This is a genomic window from Bosea sp. (in: a-proteobacteria) (assembly GCF_023953965.1).
Taxonomy (GTDB): Bacteria; Pseudomonadota; Alphaproteobacteria; order Rhizobiales; family Beijerinckiaceae; genus Allobosea.
This window is the reverse complement of record NZ_JAMLIX010000001.1, coordinates 206,491-223,125: the sequence shown is the minus strand read 5'-3', so window position 1 is coordinate 223,125 and position 16,635 is coordinate 206,491. Positions and strand designations below refer to the sequence as shown.

Annotated in this window: 16 protein-coding genes and 1 pseudogene; 12 read left to right on the top strand and 5 right to left on the bottom strand. The window is 65.5% G+C overall.

Features of this window, described 5'->3' with window-relative positions; genetic code table 11:
- Window positions 1-50 precede the first annotated feature (50 nt).
- From M9917_RS00960 to M9917_RS00945, 4 genes are read right to left on the bottom strand one after another with little or no spacing between them, the layout of a single operon-like run.
- Window positions 51-368 carry a Gfo/Idh/MocA family oxidoreductase gene (locus M9917_RS00960; protein WP_297250444.1) on the bottom strand — a complete coding sequence of 106 codons (318 nt, stop codon included), beginning with the start codon at window positions 366-368 and terminating at the stop codon, window positions 51-53.
- Window positions 369-379: 11 nt separating this feature from the next.
- Window positions 380-799, bottom strand: a complete 420-nt coding sequence (locus M9917_RS00955) for a Zn-ribbon domain-containing OB-fold protein (protein ID WP_297250443.1) — start codon at window positions 797-799, stop codon at window positions 380-382.
- The gene (locus M9917_RS00950) at window positions 796-1,950 is read right to left on the bottom strand and encodes a thiolase family protein (RefSeq protein ID WP_297250442.1); all 1,155 of its coding nucleotides are present in this window, start codon (window positions 1,948-1,950) and stop codon (window positions 796-798) included. Before M9917_RS00950 ends, M9917_RS00955 begins: the two co-directional genes overlap by 4 nt.
- A gap of 30 nt (window positions 1,951-1,980) precedes the next feature.
- Complete coding sequence (locus M9917_RS00945) at window positions 1,981-2,850, bottom strand: SMP-30/gluconolactonase/LRE family protein (protein ID WP_297250441.1); 870 nt, start codon at window positions 2,848-2,850, stop codon at window positions 1,981-1,983.
- Between the two features lie 305 nt (window positions 2,851-3,155).
- Between M9917_RS00945 and M9917_RS00940 the strand changes: the two genes are divergently transcribed.
- The 10 genes from M9917_RS00940 (at window position 3,156) to M9917_RS00895 (ending at window position 13,665) form a co-directional block, all read left to right on the top strand.
- A complete protein-coding gene (locus M9917_RS00940) occupies window positions 3,156-4,364 on the top strand; it encodes an ABC transporter substrate-binding protein (RefSeq protein WP_297250440.1) in 1,209 nt (402 codons plus the stop codon).
- Window positions 4,364-5,170 (top strand): ABC transporter ATP-binding protein, encoded by an 807-nt coding sequence (locus M9917_RS00935; RefSeq protein ID WP_297250439.1) that lies wholly within the window; start codon window positions 4,364-4,366, stop codon window positions 5,168-5,170. The genes M9917_RS00940 and M9917_RS00935 overlap by 1 nt, the downstream gene beginning before the upstream one ends.
- Complete coding sequence (locus M9917_RS00930; RefSeq protein ID WP_297250438.1) at window positions 5,167-5,895, top strand: ABC transporter ATP-binding protein; 729 nt, start codon at window positions 5,167-5,169, stop codon at window positions 5,893-5,895. Before M9917_RS00935 ends, M9917_RS00930 begins: the two co-directional genes overlap by 4 nt.
- A complete protein-coding gene (locus tag M9917_RS00925; RefSeq protein WP_297250437.1) occupies window positions 5,892-6,755 on the top strand; it encodes a branched-chain amino acid ABC transporter permease in 864 nt (287 codons plus the stop codon). The genes M9917_RS00930 and M9917_RS00925 overlap by 4 nt, the downstream gene beginning before the upstream one ends.
- Before the next feature lie 2 nt (window positions 6,756-6,757).
- Window positions 6,758-7,759: a branched-chain amino acid ABC transporter permease gene (locus M9917_RS00920; RefSeq protein WP_297250436.1), complete on the top strand. Its 1,002-nt coding sequence runs from the start codon at window positions 6,758-6,760 to the stop codon at window positions 7,757-7,759.
- Window positions 7,760-7,788: 29 nt separating this feature from the next.
- Complete coding sequence (locus M9917_RS00915; RefSeq protein WP_297250434.1) at window positions 7,789-9,492, top strand: GMC family oxidoreductase; 1,704 nt, start codon at window positions 7,789-7,791, stop codon at window positions 9,490-9,492.
- A 26-nt stretch (window positions 9,493-9,518) separates the two neighbouring features.
- A complete protein-coding gene (pcaC, locus tag M9917_RS00910; RefSeq protein ID WP_297250432.1) occupies window positions 9,519-9,902 on the top strand; it encodes a 4-carboxymuconolactone decarboxylase in 384 nt (127 codons plus the stop codon).
- Entirely contained in the window at window positions 9,889-10,845 is a 957-nt protein-coding gene (locus M9917_RS00905) for an NAD(P)-dependent oxidoreductase (protein WP_297250430.1), read from the top strand. Before pcaC ends, M9917_RS00905 begins: the two co-directional genes overlap by 14 nt.
- Window positions 10,846-11,057: 212 nt before the next feature.
- Window positions 11,058-12,590 (top strand): class I adenylate-forming enzyme family protein, encoded by a 1,533-nt coding sequence (locus tag M9917_RS00900; RefSeq protein WP_297250428.1) that lies wholly within the window; start codon window positions 11,058-11,060, stop codon window positions 12,588-12,590.
- Between the two features lie 118 nt (window positions 12,591-12,708).
- Window positions 12,709-13,665, top strand: a complete 957-nt coding sequence (locus M9917_RS00895) for a LysR family transcriptional regulator (RefSeq protein WP_297250426.1) — start codon at window positions 12,709-12,711, stop codon at window positions 13,663-13,665.
- Between the two features lie 42 nt (window positions 13,666-13,707).
- Here M9917_RS00895 and M9917_RS00890 read toward each other — a convergent pair.
- Window positions 13,708-14,109, bottom strand: a pseudogene (locus M9917_RS00890) (thiolase family protein); the annotation flags it as partial.
- 180 nt (window positions 14,110-14,289) lie between these two features.
- Here M9917_RS00890 and M9917_RS00885 point away from each other — a divergent pair.
- Entirely contained in the window at window positions 14,290-15,357 is a 1,068-nt protein-coding gene (locus M9917_RS00885) for a LacI family DNA-binding transcriptional regulator (protein ID WP_297250424.1), read from the top strand.
- A gap of 15 nt (window positions 15,358-15,372) precedes the next feature.
- The gene (locus M9917_RS00880; protein ID WP_367273892.1) at window positions 15,373-16,629 is read left to right on the top strand and encodes a DSD1 family PLP-dependent enzyme; all 1,257 of its coding nucleotides are present in this window, start codon (window positions 15,373-15,375) and stop codon (window positions 16,627-16,629) included.
- Window positions 16,630-16,635: the final 6 nt, after the last annotated feature.

Here is a 16,635-nt window from a genome sequence, read left to right as displayed (position 1 = left end):
TGCGAGCGTGAGCGGGATCGACCGCCTGCTTCGGACGCCTTCCATGGAGACTATCGTCCGGCTCGGGCCTCGTGCCGGGCGGCCTGCAGGATGGCGTCGACGAGGGTCTGCGAGGCCAGGGCTTCCTCGCCGGTGACGACCGGATCGCGGCCCAGCTCGATCGCATCGAGGAAGTCGGCGATGACGGCGCGGTGGGCGTCGACGACAAGGATAGCGTCTACATGCTCAATCGCGGCGAGCATCCGATGGTCGTCTTCGACCGGAACGGCAATTTTCTGAATTCCTGAGGCGAGGGCGTCTTCGTGCGCCCGCACGGCATCAACATGGCGCCGGACGGATACATCCACTGTACCGACGACGGCGGCCATACCGCTTCGGTCTAGGGTCCATCCGGCGCCGGCGCGAATTTCACCAAGGTCACGCCGTCGGTCACGGCTTCGAAATGAACTTTCAGAGGCATGCCGACCTTTATGTCGTCGTTGGCGACACCGACGATATTGGAATAGAGGCGCGGCCCTTCTTCCAGCTCGACGATCGCGACGTTGTAGGGGACGTCCGGCGCGAAGCTCGGAAAATAGGCCTTGTGGAAGATGCCGAACGACCAGAGCCGGGCCCGGCCGGAGGCTGCGACCCAGCTCAGCTCCGGGCTGCCGCAGGACATGCACAGCCTGGCCGGATCGGCGCTATGCCGGCCGCAATGCCCGCATGCCTGGATGCGCAGTTCTCCGGCTTTGGCGCCTTCCCAATACGGGGCGTTCAGCGCGTCGATCTTGGGCAGCGGCTTGTCGTACGGTTTCATCGCGGCTCGGCTCCATAGATGACGGTACTCGTGATCGGCGCCGCTGAGAGGAAATGCACCAGCCCGGCGTCCTTGACCTGCCGGGCGCCGCATTCGCCGCGAATCTGCCGGACGGCTTCGGCGTTCAGCGCCCAGCCCTGCATGTAGCTTTCCGACAGATGCCCGCCGCAGGTGTTGGCGGGATAGCGGCCGCCCAGGCGCAGATGCCCCTCCTGCACCCAGCGGCCGCTTTCGCCGCGCGGGGCGTAGCCGAAGCCTTCCAGGCTGAAAAGCACCGTCGGCGTGAAGTTGTCGTAGATCATCAGGGCGTCGATATCGGCTTGCGTCGTCCCGGCCATGGCGTGGGCGGCGCTTCCGGCCGCCTGCATCGGCGCGTACCAGTAGTCCTCCGGCGGCATCGTGGAGCCCTTGAACGCGGTGGCCTGGGCGACGCCGCGAATATAGACGGGCGGCTTGGAGAGATCCTTCGCCCGGTCGGCCGCGGCGACGATCATCACGACCGCGCCGTCGTTGATGAGGCAATAATCCAGCAGCCGCAGAGGCGCGCAGATATAGCGCGATGCGAGATAGTCCTCCAGCGTATAGGGCTCGCGCATGACGGCGCCGGGATTGAGCGAGGCGTGCCTGCGAAAGGTCATCGCCACCTCCGCCAATTGCTCCTGCGTCGTACCGTATTCTTCCATATGGCGGCGGAACAGCATCGCATGCATGGCTCCGGGCGAGGTCATGCCATAAGGGAACCACTGTCCTGCGCCGCCGCTGCCATAGGTGTCGCCCGCGCCGCCATAGGTCTGGCCGGCGCTGCGCCCCACATTGCTGTAAACCAGGGCGACCACCCGCGCCGTGCCGGAGACGATGGCGTCCACCGCTGTCGAGATCGCCGCGCCGGACATGCGTCCCTGGGCCGGATAGGTTCCCAGGAGCTTCGGGCTGATGCCGGCAAGCTCGCAGAAGCGCTGGTAATCGGGCGAGCGATGAATGACGATGCCGTCGATCTCGTTCTTGTCGATGCCGCAATCGGCGACGGCGTCATGGAAGGCTGAGAGCGCGAGGTCATAGACATCGTTGCCCGGATCTCTGCTGAAGGCGGTGTTTCCCACACCGACCACAGCCACCCTGGCGGAAGCGGTGCTTCGTGTTGCGCCTGTCATGGCTCAGTCTCTCTCGCTGTTTCCGATGCTCTAGCCGCCGAAGGGCGCGACCGGCATGCCGGCCACCGGCAGCGCGATCGCGAAGGTGGCGCCGTCGAGCGGATGATGCGCCGCCTCCGCGGTCGACACCGTTGCCTGCGCGCTGGTGACGAAAAGGGTCTTCAGATCCGGCCCGCCGAAGCAACAACTCGTCGGATGCAGGACGGGAACAGGAATATCGTCGATCTTCCGCCCGTCCGGCGCGTAGCGCGCGATGCGCCCGCCGCCCACCATGACGCTCCACAGGCAGCCTTCGACATCCATGGCGCAGCCATCGGGCCGGCCGCCTTCCTCTTCGGCTATATGCGCGAAGACGCGGCGATTGCTGGCCCGGCCGCTTTCCAGATCGTAATCATAGGCGAAGATAGTCCTCGATCGTGTATCCGTGAAGTAGAACCGGGTGTAATCCGGGCTCCAGGCCAGCCCGTTGCCGATCGAGAACGGGCCGTCGATCCGCTCGCAGTGCAACGACGGATCGATGCGATAGAGCGCGGCCATGCCGCCGCGCAGTTCCCGGTCCAGCGTCCCTGTCCAAAGCCGGCCTCGGGCATCGCATTTGGCGTCGTTGAAGCGCTCGTCGCCGAGCTCGTGGTCCAGAGCCTGGAAAGCGGGCTCGTCCCCGTCCCAGAACGCGAAACCGTTCCGAAACACGACAGCCAATCCGCCCTGCGCCCGTTCCACGATCGAGCCCACGATGCGCGGAAGGACGATGCAACGATAGTCACGCGTCGTCGGATCGAACGAATGAATGCACGGCTTTCGAACGTCCACCCAATAAAGGCGCCTCTCCCCGGCAATCCAGACCGGCGATTCGCCGAGAGAGTCACCGGTATTCAGGAGAGAGACTATACTATATTCCATGCTCTCTTTCGCATCGCTTAGTTAAGCAGCATTTTCCGACAAAAATAATTTCCGCTTCGCGCGGAATGCAATGCGTAAAAAGGCATCGTGAGCATGCCGAAAGGAGATATTCGGCCCTGCGCGCCAAGTATCGGACCGGGGCCGGGCGCGGTCGGCGGAGCGCTGGATTTTCGAGGCCGCGGCCCGCGCCGGCGACTGAATCGAGATAAGGAAATTGCCGAAACGGCATTTGCCATGCGCCATGGCCTGCATCAGAAAACCCGGAATAATGACCAAATAATCTCGACCTGGGAGGGAGGACGACGATGTTCCTGCGCAATGAACCTGTCTGCATTTCGCCTGGCCGGAAGTCCGGCGCATCGCGGCGCGTCGTTCTGGCGATCGCGACCGTCGGCGCCGCCGCCGTGCTGGGAGGGATTTCCGGCGTCGGGCCCGCGCAGGCCGCCGACCCCATCAAGGTCGGGGCGATCTTCCCGATGAGCGGAGGCGCGGGGCCGGTCGGTCAGGGCATGGCCAAGGCCGCCACCGCGATGGTCTCGCTCATCAACGGCGACGGCGGCGTGATGGGGCGGCCGATCGAGCTCATCATCCGCGACGACGAAAGCACGCCGGCGGTCGGTGCCGCCAAGGCGAGCGAGCTCCTGTCGCTGGGCGCGTCGGTCATCATCGAGGGCTACAACAGCCCGGTCACGCTCGCGATGCAGCCGATCATCGCCCGCGGCAACGTCCTCGACATCACCATCGCGGCGAAGGCCGATGCCATCCTCGGCAACAAGACCAATCCCTACGCCATCCGGATGAACAGCTCCGGCGCCTTGGACGGGGAGGCGACGGCGCAGTACATCATCGACACGCTCAAGGCCCGCCGGATCGGCTTCGTCGTCGAGAACGACGCCTACGGAAAGTCCACCCAGAAGGGCATCGAGGACAGCCTGAAGGCGCGGGGCTGGCAGTACGAAAAGGTGTCCGAGCAGCTCTTCCCGTTCCAGCAGACGGATTTCCGCGTGGCGCTGTCCAACATCAAGGGCGCGAACCCGGATGCCGTCGTCCTGATCAACGCCAGCGACGCGTCGGGCATGCCGGCCCTGGTCCAGCAATACAGGCAGATGGAGATCCCCGCCGCGGTCGTGATGACCGTGGGCCAGATCTCGCAGCCGATGATCGATGCGCTCGGCGCCTCCGCCAACGGCTTGACCGGCTCGGACATCTACGTCTCGGATGCCCCCTCGCTCGGCGCCGACGCGGTCCACCAGCGTTTCGTGGCGGAGCTCAGGAAGCAGGGCGTCAGCGAGCCCGACAAGTACATGGCGCTGACGGCCGCGGCCCTTCAGATCTGGGCCTTGACCGCCAACAGCCAGCAGACGCTCGATCGCGAGAAGCTCGGCAGGGCGATCCAGGGCCACACCGTGAAGGGCACGATCCTGGGCGACGTGACCTTCCGCGAGGATGGCCAGCTCAATCACCGCCTCATGCCGGTCATCGTCAGGGACGGCCGGATCCGGTCGGCCAAGTGATGGCAGGCGGTCAACCCGGCGGGGCCTCGGCCCCGCTGATGGAAGTCCGCGGATTGTCCGTGCGCTTCGGCGGGTTCCAGGCCCTGAAGGATGTCTCGTGGATGGTGATGCCCGGCGAGATGCTGGGCATCATCGGCCCGAACGGGGCGGGCAAGAGCACCTGCTTCAACGCCGCGACGAATGTCGTGAAGCGCGACGGCCGGGTCTTCCTGCGGGGACGGGAGGTCACGGCAGAGCCTCCTCATCGCCTCGCTGAAAGCGGTGTTCGCCGGACATTCCAGCAGAACGCCTTTTTCAACGGCATGAGCGTGCTCGAGAACATGCTCGGCGTGCTGCAGGAGACGCATGGTTCCGGGCTCGGCGTCTCGGTCTTGCTGCCATGGATCGCCGCCAGGCGGCGGCTTGAGGGCGTCATCGCGGCGCGGGCCTGTCTCGAGCGCTTCAAGGTGCCGGGCGATCTGCACGATCTTCTGCCGACGGAACTGCCATACGGAACGCAGCGCATGTTTTCGATCGCACTCGCCTATGCCGATACCCGTCCCGGCGAGGCTCAGTGCTTCATGCTCGACGAGCCCGCCGCGGGGTTGGGCGGCCGGGATATGGCGCTGCTCGCCGAGGTCCTCGGGACATTGCGGCAGGAAGGGCACGCCGTCGTCCTGATCGAGCATCACATGGATCTCGTCATGGAACTCGCCGATCGCATCGTCGTGCTGGAGCAGGGCCAGGTGCTGGCGACCGGCCTGCCCGAGGCGATCCAGGCCGACGAGCGCGTGCTGGAGGCCTATCTGGGGCGTGCCGCGGCATGAGCGCCATTCTCGAAGTCAGAAACCTCATGGTCGGCTATGGCGGCGAGCCGGTCGTGAATATCGATGGCTTCACCCTGCATTCCGGCACGCTCGTGGGCATCGCCGGCGCCAATGGCGCCGGAAAGAGCACGATGGCGAACGCGCTGCTCGGCTGGTCGCGCGGGCGCCCCTCGGCGAAGGGCAGCATCAGGCTGGCGGGAAGCGAGATCTCCGGCCTCGCGACCGACCGGCGCGTCCGCCGCGGGCTCGTCCTCGTTCCGGAGGGGACGGGCGTTTTCCCGCAGCTTTCGGTGATGGAGAATCTCACCTCGATGACGGCCGATGTCGCGGGATCGAGCCGGGTCTTCAGCGTTGCCGACATCTTCGACCTGTTCCCGCGCCTGGCGGAACGGCGGGAGAACCTGGCCGGCTCGCTGAGCGGCGGCGAGCGGCAGATGCTGGCGATCGCCCGGGCGCTCAGGCTGGGGCCGAGCGTGCTGGTCCTGGACGAGCCTTCCATCGGTCTCGCGCCGCGTCTGATCCTGGACATGCTGCGGACGGTCCGCGGGCTCGTCGCCGACGGGCTCGCGGTGCTGCTGATCGAGCAGAACGTGCGCGCGGCGATCGAGGTCGTCGACCATCTCTACCTGCTGGAGCGGGGGCGATTCACGGCCGATGGTCCCGTCGCGGTCATGCGCGAGGACCCCCGCATCATCGACGCCTATCTGGGACGAGGCAAGGCATGAACATCGTCCAGCAACTGGTGAACGGCGTCATCATCGGGCATGGCTATGCCCTGGTGGCGATCGGCTGGACGGTGCTGCTGGGGACGGCGCGTCTGGTGAATTTCGGGCATGGCCAGATGTACATGTTCGGGGCGTTCCTGACCTGGTGGTTCATGCGCGCCTTCGGCCTGCCCTATCTGCTGTCGATCCCCCTTGCCGTCGTGGCCGGGGCGGTGCTCGGCGCGCTGATGCAGCGGGCCCTGATCCGCCTGACGATCGAGCAGAACCTCGTCAGCCTGATGATCGCGACCCTGGGTTTCGGGCAGATTCTCGAAGGCACGGCGGGAACGCTCTTCGGCGCGCAATCCCAGTTCATCGACAGCCCGTTCGACAAGATCAACATCTCTTTCGGCACGGTCATCTTCACGGCCCAGGATGTCCTCGTCGTCCTGGTCACGATCATCCTGTTCCTGGCGCTGCGCTTCATCATGGTGCGCACCAAGCTCGGCGCCTGGATCCGCATGGTCGCGGAGGATCCGAAATTGACCCAGCTTGCCGGCATCAGCACGAGCTGGGTCTATTTCGTCGTCTTCGCGTTCGAGGGCGCGGCCGTCGTTTTCGCCGCGGCCGTGGTCGCGCCGCGCATGCCCATCGACCCGTCGATGGGGTTCGATCAGGTGATCATGACCTTCGTCGTGGTCGTGCTCGGCGGCATGGGAAGCATCACCGGCAGCTATGTCGCCGGGCTGGTGCTGGGCATCTTCACCGCCGTCGTCGGCGCGTTCGTCGCGCCGGCCTACACCTCCGCGGCGGCATTCCTCGTCCTGATCTTCATCATGGTCGCGCGCCCCGGCGGGCTGGCAGCCGGAAAGAGGGCCTAGTCATGCGCAGTTCGATCCTGAGGGCGCTCGCAATCGCGGCGATCGCGGTCGTCATCGGCTTTCTGCCGGGCCTTCTCGGCGTCTCGCTGTTCTTCTACGACACGCTGGTCGTGATCATGATCTTCAGCGTCATGGCCTATGGCATGGACATCGTGCTCTCCGATCTGGGCGAGGTCAGCCTGGCTCACACGACCTTCTTCGCCGCCGGTTCCTATACCGCCGGCATGTTGGCGACCGGCTATGGCTGGAACGGCTGGGAGACCTTGCTCGCCTCGCTGGCGGTGGGCGGGCTTTTCGCGGCGGTGCTGGGCTATGTCACCCTGCACCTGAGGGAATTCGCCTTCTCGCTCGTGACCTATGCCGCCAATATCGTCTGCTTCACGATCGCCTATAACTGGAGCGCGCTCGGTGCCTCCGAAGGCATCATCGGCATTCCGCCGCTCGAGCTGCCCTTGCCCGGCATCGCGCTGACTGCGGTCAACAGCCGGGATTTCTGGCCGTTCGCCTATACCCTGCTGCTGCTCGTGCTGTTTTTCGTGCATCGCTTCAGGGCCTCCCGGCTGGGGAAGGCGGCGCTGATGGTTCACATGAACCCGCAGCTCGCCACCGCCAGCGGCATCGACGGCTCGAGGGTTCGCTTGATGGTGCTGATCCTGTCGGCGCCGCTGACGGCGGCCGGCGGCTGGCTCTATGCCTATCAGCGGGCCTATGTCGGGCCGGATCTGTTCCAGACCTATTTCCTGGTGCTGATGTTGACCGCCGTCGTCATCTTCGGGCGCCGCATCCTGCTCGGGCCGTTGCTCGGAACGACTTTCCTCTTGGTTCAAAAGAACTATTTCTCGCTCGGCGCCTACGGCGACAAGATCGTTCTGGGCGTGATCCTGCTCCTGGTCCTGTGTACCTTTCCCGGCGGCGTGACCGGTCTGTTCAGCTCTCGCCCCGGCCGCGCCGTCACCCGGTTCTTCGGCTCCAGCCGTCGCGACGCGGCTGCGCAAGGCCACTGAGCAGAGGCGACCGTTTCAGGATCGAACCGATGGCATATGACTACATCGTGGTGGGAGGCGGAGCGGCAGGCTGCATCCTCGCCAACCGGCTGTCCGCCCGTTCGGGCAACCGCGTCCTGCTCTGCGAGGCGGGCCCCGACACGCCCGATGGCCGGGTTCCCGAGGCCATCCTGAATTCCTATCCCGGCTTTGCCTATCTGAGCTCGGGCTTCACCTGGTCGCAGCTGCGCGTCACCACGGACGGGATCGGCAACGACGATCCGGACCGCAGCCGGCACTTGCGGAAATACGAGCAGGCGCGGGTCCTGGGCGGCGGGTCGTCCATCAACGGGCAACTGGCGAACCGCGGCGCGCCGGGCGACTACGACCAGTGGCAGGAGATGGGCGCGACGGGATGGGGGTGGGACGATGTCCTGCCCTATTTCCGCAAGATCGAGCGGGATATCGATTGCGACGGCCCGCTCCACGGCAAGGAAGGCCGGATTCCGATCAGGCGGATCTTCCCGGATTACTGGCCGAAGCATATGACGGCGCTGAGGGATGCCCTCCAGAGCCACGGGCATCCGTTCAAGCTCGACCAGAACGGGGATTTCGAGGACGGCTTCTATCCGGCCACGATCGCCAATCTCTACGACCGGCGGGTATCCTCGGCGATCGGCTATCTCGACCCGGCCACGCGGCTGCGCCCCAATCTCGAGATATCGACGGGGACGGAGGTCACGCGCCTGTTGTTCGACGGGACGCGATGCATCGGCGTCGTGGCGCGCAGGGACGGCAAGGATGTCGAATTCCGCGGCCAGGAGGTCATTCTGTCTTCAGGTGCGGTTTATTCGCCGGCTCATCTCCTGCGCTCCGGGATCGGGCCCGCCGCGGATCTGGCGGCGCTCGGGATCGAGGTCGTGCGCGACCTTCCCGGCGTCGGCCGTCACCTGACGGACCACCCCTGCGTGGCGGTGGCGTCCTTCATCAAGCCGGAAGGCCGGCTCGACGGCCGCACGCAGCGCCACCTTCTGGCGGCATGGCGCTATTCCTCGAACATCGCCGGCGCGCCCGTCGGCGACATGTCCGTCTCGCCGGTGTCCCGCGCTGCCTGGCATGCCGTGGGGCGGCAGATCGGCTCGCTGAATATCTGCGTCTACAAGACCTATTCCCGGGACGGACGCATCCGGCTGAACAGCGCCGACTGGCGCGATCAACCGAAGGTGGATTTCAACCTTCTCTCCGATGAGCGGGACCTGCTGCGCCTGATGGATGGCGTGCGTCGTGTCGGCCGGCTCTACGACACGCCGGACATGCGCGCCGTAACCGCCAATCCCTTCCCGGCCGTCTATGGCGAAAAGGTGCGTCAGGTCGGCGCCGTCACCGCCAGGAACAAGATCCTGACCGCCATCATGGCCCGCCTGCTGGATGGGCCGGAGGCGCTGCGGGACATCCTGATCCGCAATGTCGTCATGGATGCGTTCACGATCGAGGGCGTGATGAACGACGATGAGGAATGCGCCGCCTTCGTCAGGACATGCGCGATCGGAGCGTGGCACGCCTCCTGTAGCTGCCGGATGGGCGCTGCGGACGACCCGATGGCCGTCGTCGATGCGCAAGGGCGCGTCCGGGGCGTAGAGGGCCTGCGCGTGGCCGACGCTTCGATTTTCCCCGATGTGCCGCGCGCCAATACGACGCTGCCGACCATGATGGTCGCCGAGAAGATCAGTGACATCATCCTCGGGCAGCACTGAGCTGCTTTCACGCCAGGAGCATCCGCATGGACCAGAACATGTTTGAAAAGGGAATGAAGATCCGCCGGGCAACGCTCGGCGATGCCTATGTCGACAAGGCATTGACCCAGGTGGACGACTTCACGAAAGATCTCCAGGAGCTGGTCACGACCTATTGCTGGGGCGAAATCTGGGGGCGTGAGGGCCTGCCGCCCAAGACGCGCTCGATGATCAACCTCGCCATGATCAGCGCCCTGAACCGGCCGCATGAGCTGGCTCTCCATGTTCGCGGCGCGATCAACAACGGCCTGAGCCGGGATGAGATCAAGGAGGTGCTTCTGCAGGCCGGGATATATTGCGGCGTGCCGGCGATGGTCGACAGCTTCCGGATCGCGCGCGAAGTCCTGAGCCAGATCGATGCCGACAAGTGAGCATCAGCCCGCTCCGGTACGGCCCCGCGTCGGCTTCATCGGCCTCGGCAAGATGGGCGAGCCGATGGTCCGTTGCCTGGCGCGCGCGGGCTTTCCGCTTCACCTCTTCGACATCGACGCTGACGTCACACGGCGATTGGCGGGCGATGTCGCGGCCGTTGCCGCGCCCTCCGCGGAAGCGCTCGCCGGGCAGGTCGACCTTACGATCCTGATGCTGCCCAATTCGGCGATCGTGAAGCGCGTCTGCCTGGGAGCGGGCGACGGGGAGGGCGGCCTGAAAGCCGGGCTGCGGCCGGGCAGTCTGGTCGTCGACATGAGTTCGTCGGATCCGATGGAGACGCGCGCCCTGGGCGCCGTTCTGCGCGAAAGCGGGGTTTCTCTGCTGGACGCGCCGGTTTCCGGCGGGGTCCGCAAGGCGGTCGACGGCACGCTGGCGATCATGCTCGGCGGCGACGATGACGCCGCCTGTGCCGCCGCACTGCCGGTCCTTGGCGCGATGGGCAAGGTATTCCGCACCGGTTCGCTCGCATCCGGCCATGCGACGAAGGCGCTGAACAACTTCATTTCCGCCGCCGGGCTGGCGGCGGCCTGCGAAGCCGTCATCGTCGCGCAGTCCTTCGGCCTCGATCCGGCGGTGATGATCGATATCGTCAATGCCTCCACCGGGCGCAACAATTCGACCGAGGTCAAGATCAAGCCTTTCGTTCTGACGGGAGAATTCTCCAAGGCGAATTTCGCCATGGATCTGATGGCGAAGGATGTTGAGACCGCTGCGCGGCTGGCCGAGAGCCTCGGTTTGGCGATGCCGAACCTCGCCCAGGCGAAGCTTCTCTGGAAAGCGGCCTCAGCGCATCTGGGGCGTGGCGCGGACCATACGGAAATCTTCCGCTACCTGCGCGAGGCCGATGGATCGCCGCCTGAGATACAGGGAGAGACGGATTAGAGGCCGCGAACCGGTCCGGAAATGCGTCGGGCGTCGGGTCACCCAACCCATTCGGGTGATGGGGAGACGGAAGCTTTCGTCCTTATGCCGGTTCAATATAATAAATATGCCAGATTGATCTCTGTATATCCTATAGATTTATTTTGCTTTTTGCAATAAAAATTTCCACAATCTCAGTTTAGAGATTTGAAGAGAAAGTATCGGGGTTTTCCATGAACGCCGGCAACTATGTCACCCGCTCGGCGCGCTTCCATGGCGAGAGAACGGCGATCGTCGATGGAGACAGGGCGCTGTCATACCGCATGCTCGATCAGCGCACGAACAGGTTGGGCAATGCGCTCGTTGCGATGGGTGTCATGCGCGGCGACCGCGTTCTGATCGTGTTGCCGAACAGCGCCGAATGGATCGAGGCCGACCTCGCGATCGTCAAGGCCGGCGGCGTCTCGGTCCCGATCACGGCGCATCTGCATGAGCGCGAGATCACCGAGATGGCGGCCTTCGTCGAGCCCAGGGTCCTGATCACCAGCCATGCGCTGCTCGCGCGGCTGGGCGCGATGATCGCGCGGCTGAACCTGCGCATCATCGTCGTCGGGGGCGGCGGCGATGCCGATTACGAGACCCTGATCGCGGGCAGTGCCGACACGCCGCTGTGCGTCGATGTCGACGATGCGGTCGACGGGCGGATCATCCGTTTCACCTCAGGCACGACGGGCGCGCCGAAAGGCGTCTACCTGACGCACCGCAATTGGCTCAGCACCGCCTGTTGCATGCTTTTGGATCGCTATGACTTCAAGCCCGACGACGTCTATGTCGGAACCAGCCCCTATGTTCATGCCGGCGGTCTCTGGCTCCTGCCGGCTCTCATGCGCGGGGCCACCATCCGGGTCCTCGACAGGTTCGATCCGGATACCGTTCTCGGGCTCGTCGATTGCGACCGCTGCACGGTTCTGCAGGTGGTTCCAACCGGGCTGCGCAGGCTTCTGGATCACGGGCAGGCGGCCGTGATGGCGCGCGAGTCCCTGCGGGTGGTCAGCTATGGCGGGGCGCCGATCGACAGCGTGACGCTAGGCGAGGCGAGCGCCCTGATGGGGTCCAAGCTGATACAGGGCTACGGGCTGAACGAATCCCCGATCGTCTCGACGCTGCGCGAACCCTGTCGCCCCGCCGACCCCGAGGAGGGCAAGGGCTGGTATCAGCCGCTCGGGCGCGAGGTCACCATGGCGGAGGTGCGCATCCTCGACGCGGATGGCGAGGAGCTCGGCGAGGGCGAGGTGGGGGAGATCGCGGTGCGCGGGCCGATGGTCTTCCGCCACTACTGGCGCAATCCCGAGGCGACGGAAAACGCCGTCCGGCAGGGTTTCCTGCGAACGGGCGATCTCGGCCTGAGGGGCGAGAACGGCTTCCTGTTCATGGCGGGGCGCAGCAAGGACATCATCGTCACCGGCGGCTACAACGTCGCCCCGCCGGAGGTCGAGGAGGTGCTGCTGGCGCATGACAGCGTGAAGGAATGCGTCGTCGTCGGCATGCCGGACCGGGAATGGGGCGAGAAGGTCACCGCATTCGTGGTGCTGAAGGCGGGCAGGGCGGCCGATGAGCAGGATCTGATCGATTTCTGCCGGGAGCGCCTGACGAGCTACAAGAAGCCGAAGAACGTGCACTTCGTCGCCGCGCTGCCGGTGAACAGCAACGGCAAGGTGGTACGACGCATGCTGCGCGAGCAGGCCATGGCGGGGACGCTGGGCTAGAGGCACCCCGAAAGCGGCCATCGCTGCGATCGACCATGCTTGCAAGCCCCCGGTCCGGCAGGGGATAGTCGCCCGGGATGGTGATTGAAACAGGGACACGATCCGCAAGCCGAAGGCCATGGAACTCCGCCAGCTCCGCTATTTCATTGCCGTCGCACGGCTCAATTCGTTCTCGCGCGCGGCCGAGAGCCTGAACGTCGCCCAATCGGCCCTGAGCCGCCAGGTGCAGGGCCTCGAGGAGGAGCTCGCGACGACGCTGTTGCTGAGGGACCGGCGCGGCCTGCATCTGACCGAGGCCGGCGAGGCGCTGCTGGAGCGCGCGGAGATGGCGCTCGAGCAGGTGCGGTTGTGCAAGGAGGATGTGCTGCGCAGATCCAATGTCCCGAAGGGTGATCTGCGTCTGGGCGTGCTGCCGTCGCTGGGTGAATTCCTGATGCCGCGTATCCTGGCCCGGTATTGCCAGCAATATCCGGAGGTGCATGTCCATCTGCGCTCCGGCTTCAGCGGGTTCGTCAACGACTGGCTGGCGGAGGGGCATATCGATCTGGGCGTCATGCACAGCCCCTGGTGGGGCGCGAACCTCGTGACCGAACCGATCGTGATCGGCGATCTGATCGTGGCCCTTCCGCCGGAAGCGGCGGCGCGCAGGCTCGGCCTGCCGGAGAAGGAGGTCTACGAGATCCAGGACCTCAAGGACCTGCCGATGGTGGTGCCCAGCAAGCTGCACGCGCAGCGCATCCTGATCGAGCGTGAAACCGCCGCGCACGGCATCTCGATCAACGTCGCGCTGGAAGTCGACAACTCGAGCATCATCAAGGCTCTGGTCAAGGAAGGGATGGGCTGCACCGTGATCGCCTATAGCGCCGTGCATTCCGACGTCAAAAAGAACGATCTTCGCATCGCCAGGCTCGCCAAGCCGGGGATACGCAACGACATCTCCATCGTGACGCGCAGCGATCGGCCCGTTACCGCCGCCATGCGCGCCATGATCAACGACATCAAGCTGGAAATGCGCGGGCTCATCCAGTCCGGCGAATGGCCCGCCGAGCACTTCCAGCTGGTGGGATCGAAATAAGCGGTCGCCCGCAGGGCGTCATGGCCGCATGGCCAGGCCGAGATCGCCGGTGGGCATGACGAAGGGCGCGCGCGACATGCTCTCGACGCCGCCGGCGATCATCAGCTCGGCCTCGCCCGCCTTGATCGCGCGCACCGCCGCGATGACGGCATCCATCCCCGAGCCGCAGAGCCGGTTGATGGTGGTGCCCGGCACCTCCTTGGGCAGGCCGGCGAGCAGCAGCGACATGCGCGCGACGTTGCGGTTGTCCTCGCCCGCCTGGTTGGCGCAGCCGAAGATCACGTCGTCGACAGCCCCGAAATCGAGCTGCGGATGCCGCTCGACCAAGGCCTTCAGCGGCACGGCGCCGAGATCGTCCGCTCTCACAGAGGACAACGAGCCGCCGAAGCGTCCGATCGGAGTGCGGACAGGCGATGTCGAGCCCGGAGAGGTCGGAGACTGCAAACGGCCCCATGGCTTGGCCGGGCTGGCCGGTTGTCGATGCCGCCCAGGATTTTATATACCCTCCCCGACGTCATGGCTCCCGGCGTCGTCCGATAGCCCTTCCTTGCGCGGCAGGCCGGGACGATACTTGTCAATGGAACAGGAGCGTGCGCCTGCAGTTCAGGGCCGCGGGAGAAGACGATGAAATTGCCTAGTCGGGTCAGGCTTCGCGACATCGCCGCCGAGGCGGCTGTCTCCGTCAACACGGTGTCACGCGCGCTGAACAACAAATGGGATGTGAGCCAGGAGACGCGCAAGCACGTGCTCGGCGTCGCGGAGCGGCTGGGCTACACGCCCAACATTCTTGCGCGCTCGCTGGTGCAGCGTGCGACGCGCACGCTGGGGCTGGTGGTGACCGATGCGACGCACCCCTACTACATGCAGATCATCCGCTCGGTCGAGAAGGTGACGAGCGAGGCCGGGTTCGCCCTGCTGCTGGCCACCAGCGGCAGCGACCCGGAGCGCGAGCGGCGTGCAATCACATTGATGCGCGAACGCTGCGTGGACGGCATCCTGCTCGCGCCCGTCGACGTGCAGCAGCCGCATATCGCGACGATCACCAAGGACCACGATACGCCGGTGGTCCTGCTCACGCGCTGGCCGGAAGGCTACAAGGGACCGCTGGTGACGATCGACAACGAGACCGGTTCCCGGCTGGCGACCCGGCATCTCCTGGACCTCGGCCACAGGCGCATCGCCATGCTGACCCGCAGCGGAGCCGACCTGAATCCCCGGCTGAGAATAGCCGGCTGGTGTTACGAGCTGAAGGCCGACGGCCTCGCCTGCGACGAGGCGCTGATCCATCCCGAAGAGGCGAGCATCGAGGGAGGGCGCCGGGGCGCGCAATGGCTGATGGACGCGCAGCCGAGACCGACGGCGATCATCACCTACAGCGACATGCAGGCGATCGGCGTGGTGATGGGGCTGCGCGAAGCGGGCATCGATGTGCCCGGAGACGTCTCGGTCGTCGGGTTCGACGATGTCCTGCTCGCCTCGCTCGTGACTCCGGCGCTGAGCACGGTTTCCCAAAGGATTCATACGATCGGGACGATCGGGGCCGAAATGCTGCAGGCATGGCTGCTTGGCCAGCCCGTCGAGCGCGAGCAGGTCTTCCTCGATCCCGAATTCGTGCCGCGTGAAAGCTCCGGCAGGGCACCCGAAACCGTCCGGCGCCCAGCCCGCAAGCGTGTGGGGCGCATGCAGGTCTGAGTCGAGAAAAACATATTGCGTTTCACGATGGCCATCGGTAACGTTACCGAGTGCGCAATTGGACGTTGGAACTTAATCGGTAACGTTACCGAAGCGGTTCATTGCCGGAAGTTGCCGGCCGCGTTTTTTCAAGGAGCGGTATTCGCAGTGTCCCAGCGTCAACCGGCCGAAATCGGCGATACCATCGAGAATATCGACACTCCGGCTCTGATCGTCGACCTGGACGCCTTCGAGCACAATCTCGACAAGATGGCGGCGATCGCGGCTGCGGCGGGCGTGCGTCTGCGTCCCCACGCGAAGACGCACAAATCCCCGACCATCGCCCATATGCAGATCAGGCGCGGGGCCGTCGGCGTTTGCTGCCAGAAGGTCAGCGAAGCCGAGGTGATGGTGCTCAACGGCGTCGCCGACGTGCTGGTCAGCAACCAGATCGTCGGCGCCCGGAAGCTGAGGCGGCTGGCCGCGCTCGCTCGCAGGGCGCGGATCGGCGTCTGCGTCGACAATGCCGCCAATGTCGCCGATCTCGGCGCCGCCGCGACCGAGGCCGGCGTCAAGCTCGACGTGCTGATCGAGGTCAATGTCATGCAGGCGCGTTGCGGGGTTGCTCCCGGCAGCGCGACCGCGGAACTGGCGGCCGTCATCGGGCGCACGGCCGGTCTGCATTTCCGCGGCCTGCACGCCTATCACGGCAAGGCGCAGCATTATGCGGGCTTCGCCGAGCGCGCCGCCGCCATCGCTGAAGCCGTCGAGCAGATCCGCGACACACTCGGCCTCATTCGCGCGCAGGGGCAGGATTGCGAGATCGTCACCGGTTCCGGCACTGGCACATTCGAATTCGAGGCGGCAAGCGGCGTCTTCAACGAGTTGCAGGTCGGCTCCTATGTCTTCATGGACGCCAGCTATGGGCGGATCCTCGACCGCGGCGGCGCTCCGATCGATGTCTTCGAGCAGAGCCTCTTCGTCCTGGCGACCATCATGAGCCTGCCCGCCGAGAATCGCATGGTCTGCGATGCGGGGCTCAAGGCGCTGAGTGTCGATTCCGGGCTGCCTTTGGTGGTCGACAATGAGGGCGTCGAATATTTGGCGGCGTCCGACGAGCACGGCAGCCTGCGGCTCGATCGCACGAACCGCAGCTTCTCGCTCGGCGACAAGCTGCGCCTGATACCGGGTCATTGCGACCCGACGGTCAATCTCTACGACTGGTTTGTTTGCGTGCGCCGTGGGCGGGTGGAGGAGATCTGGCCGATCTCGGCGCGCGGGATGCTGGTTTGAACGCTG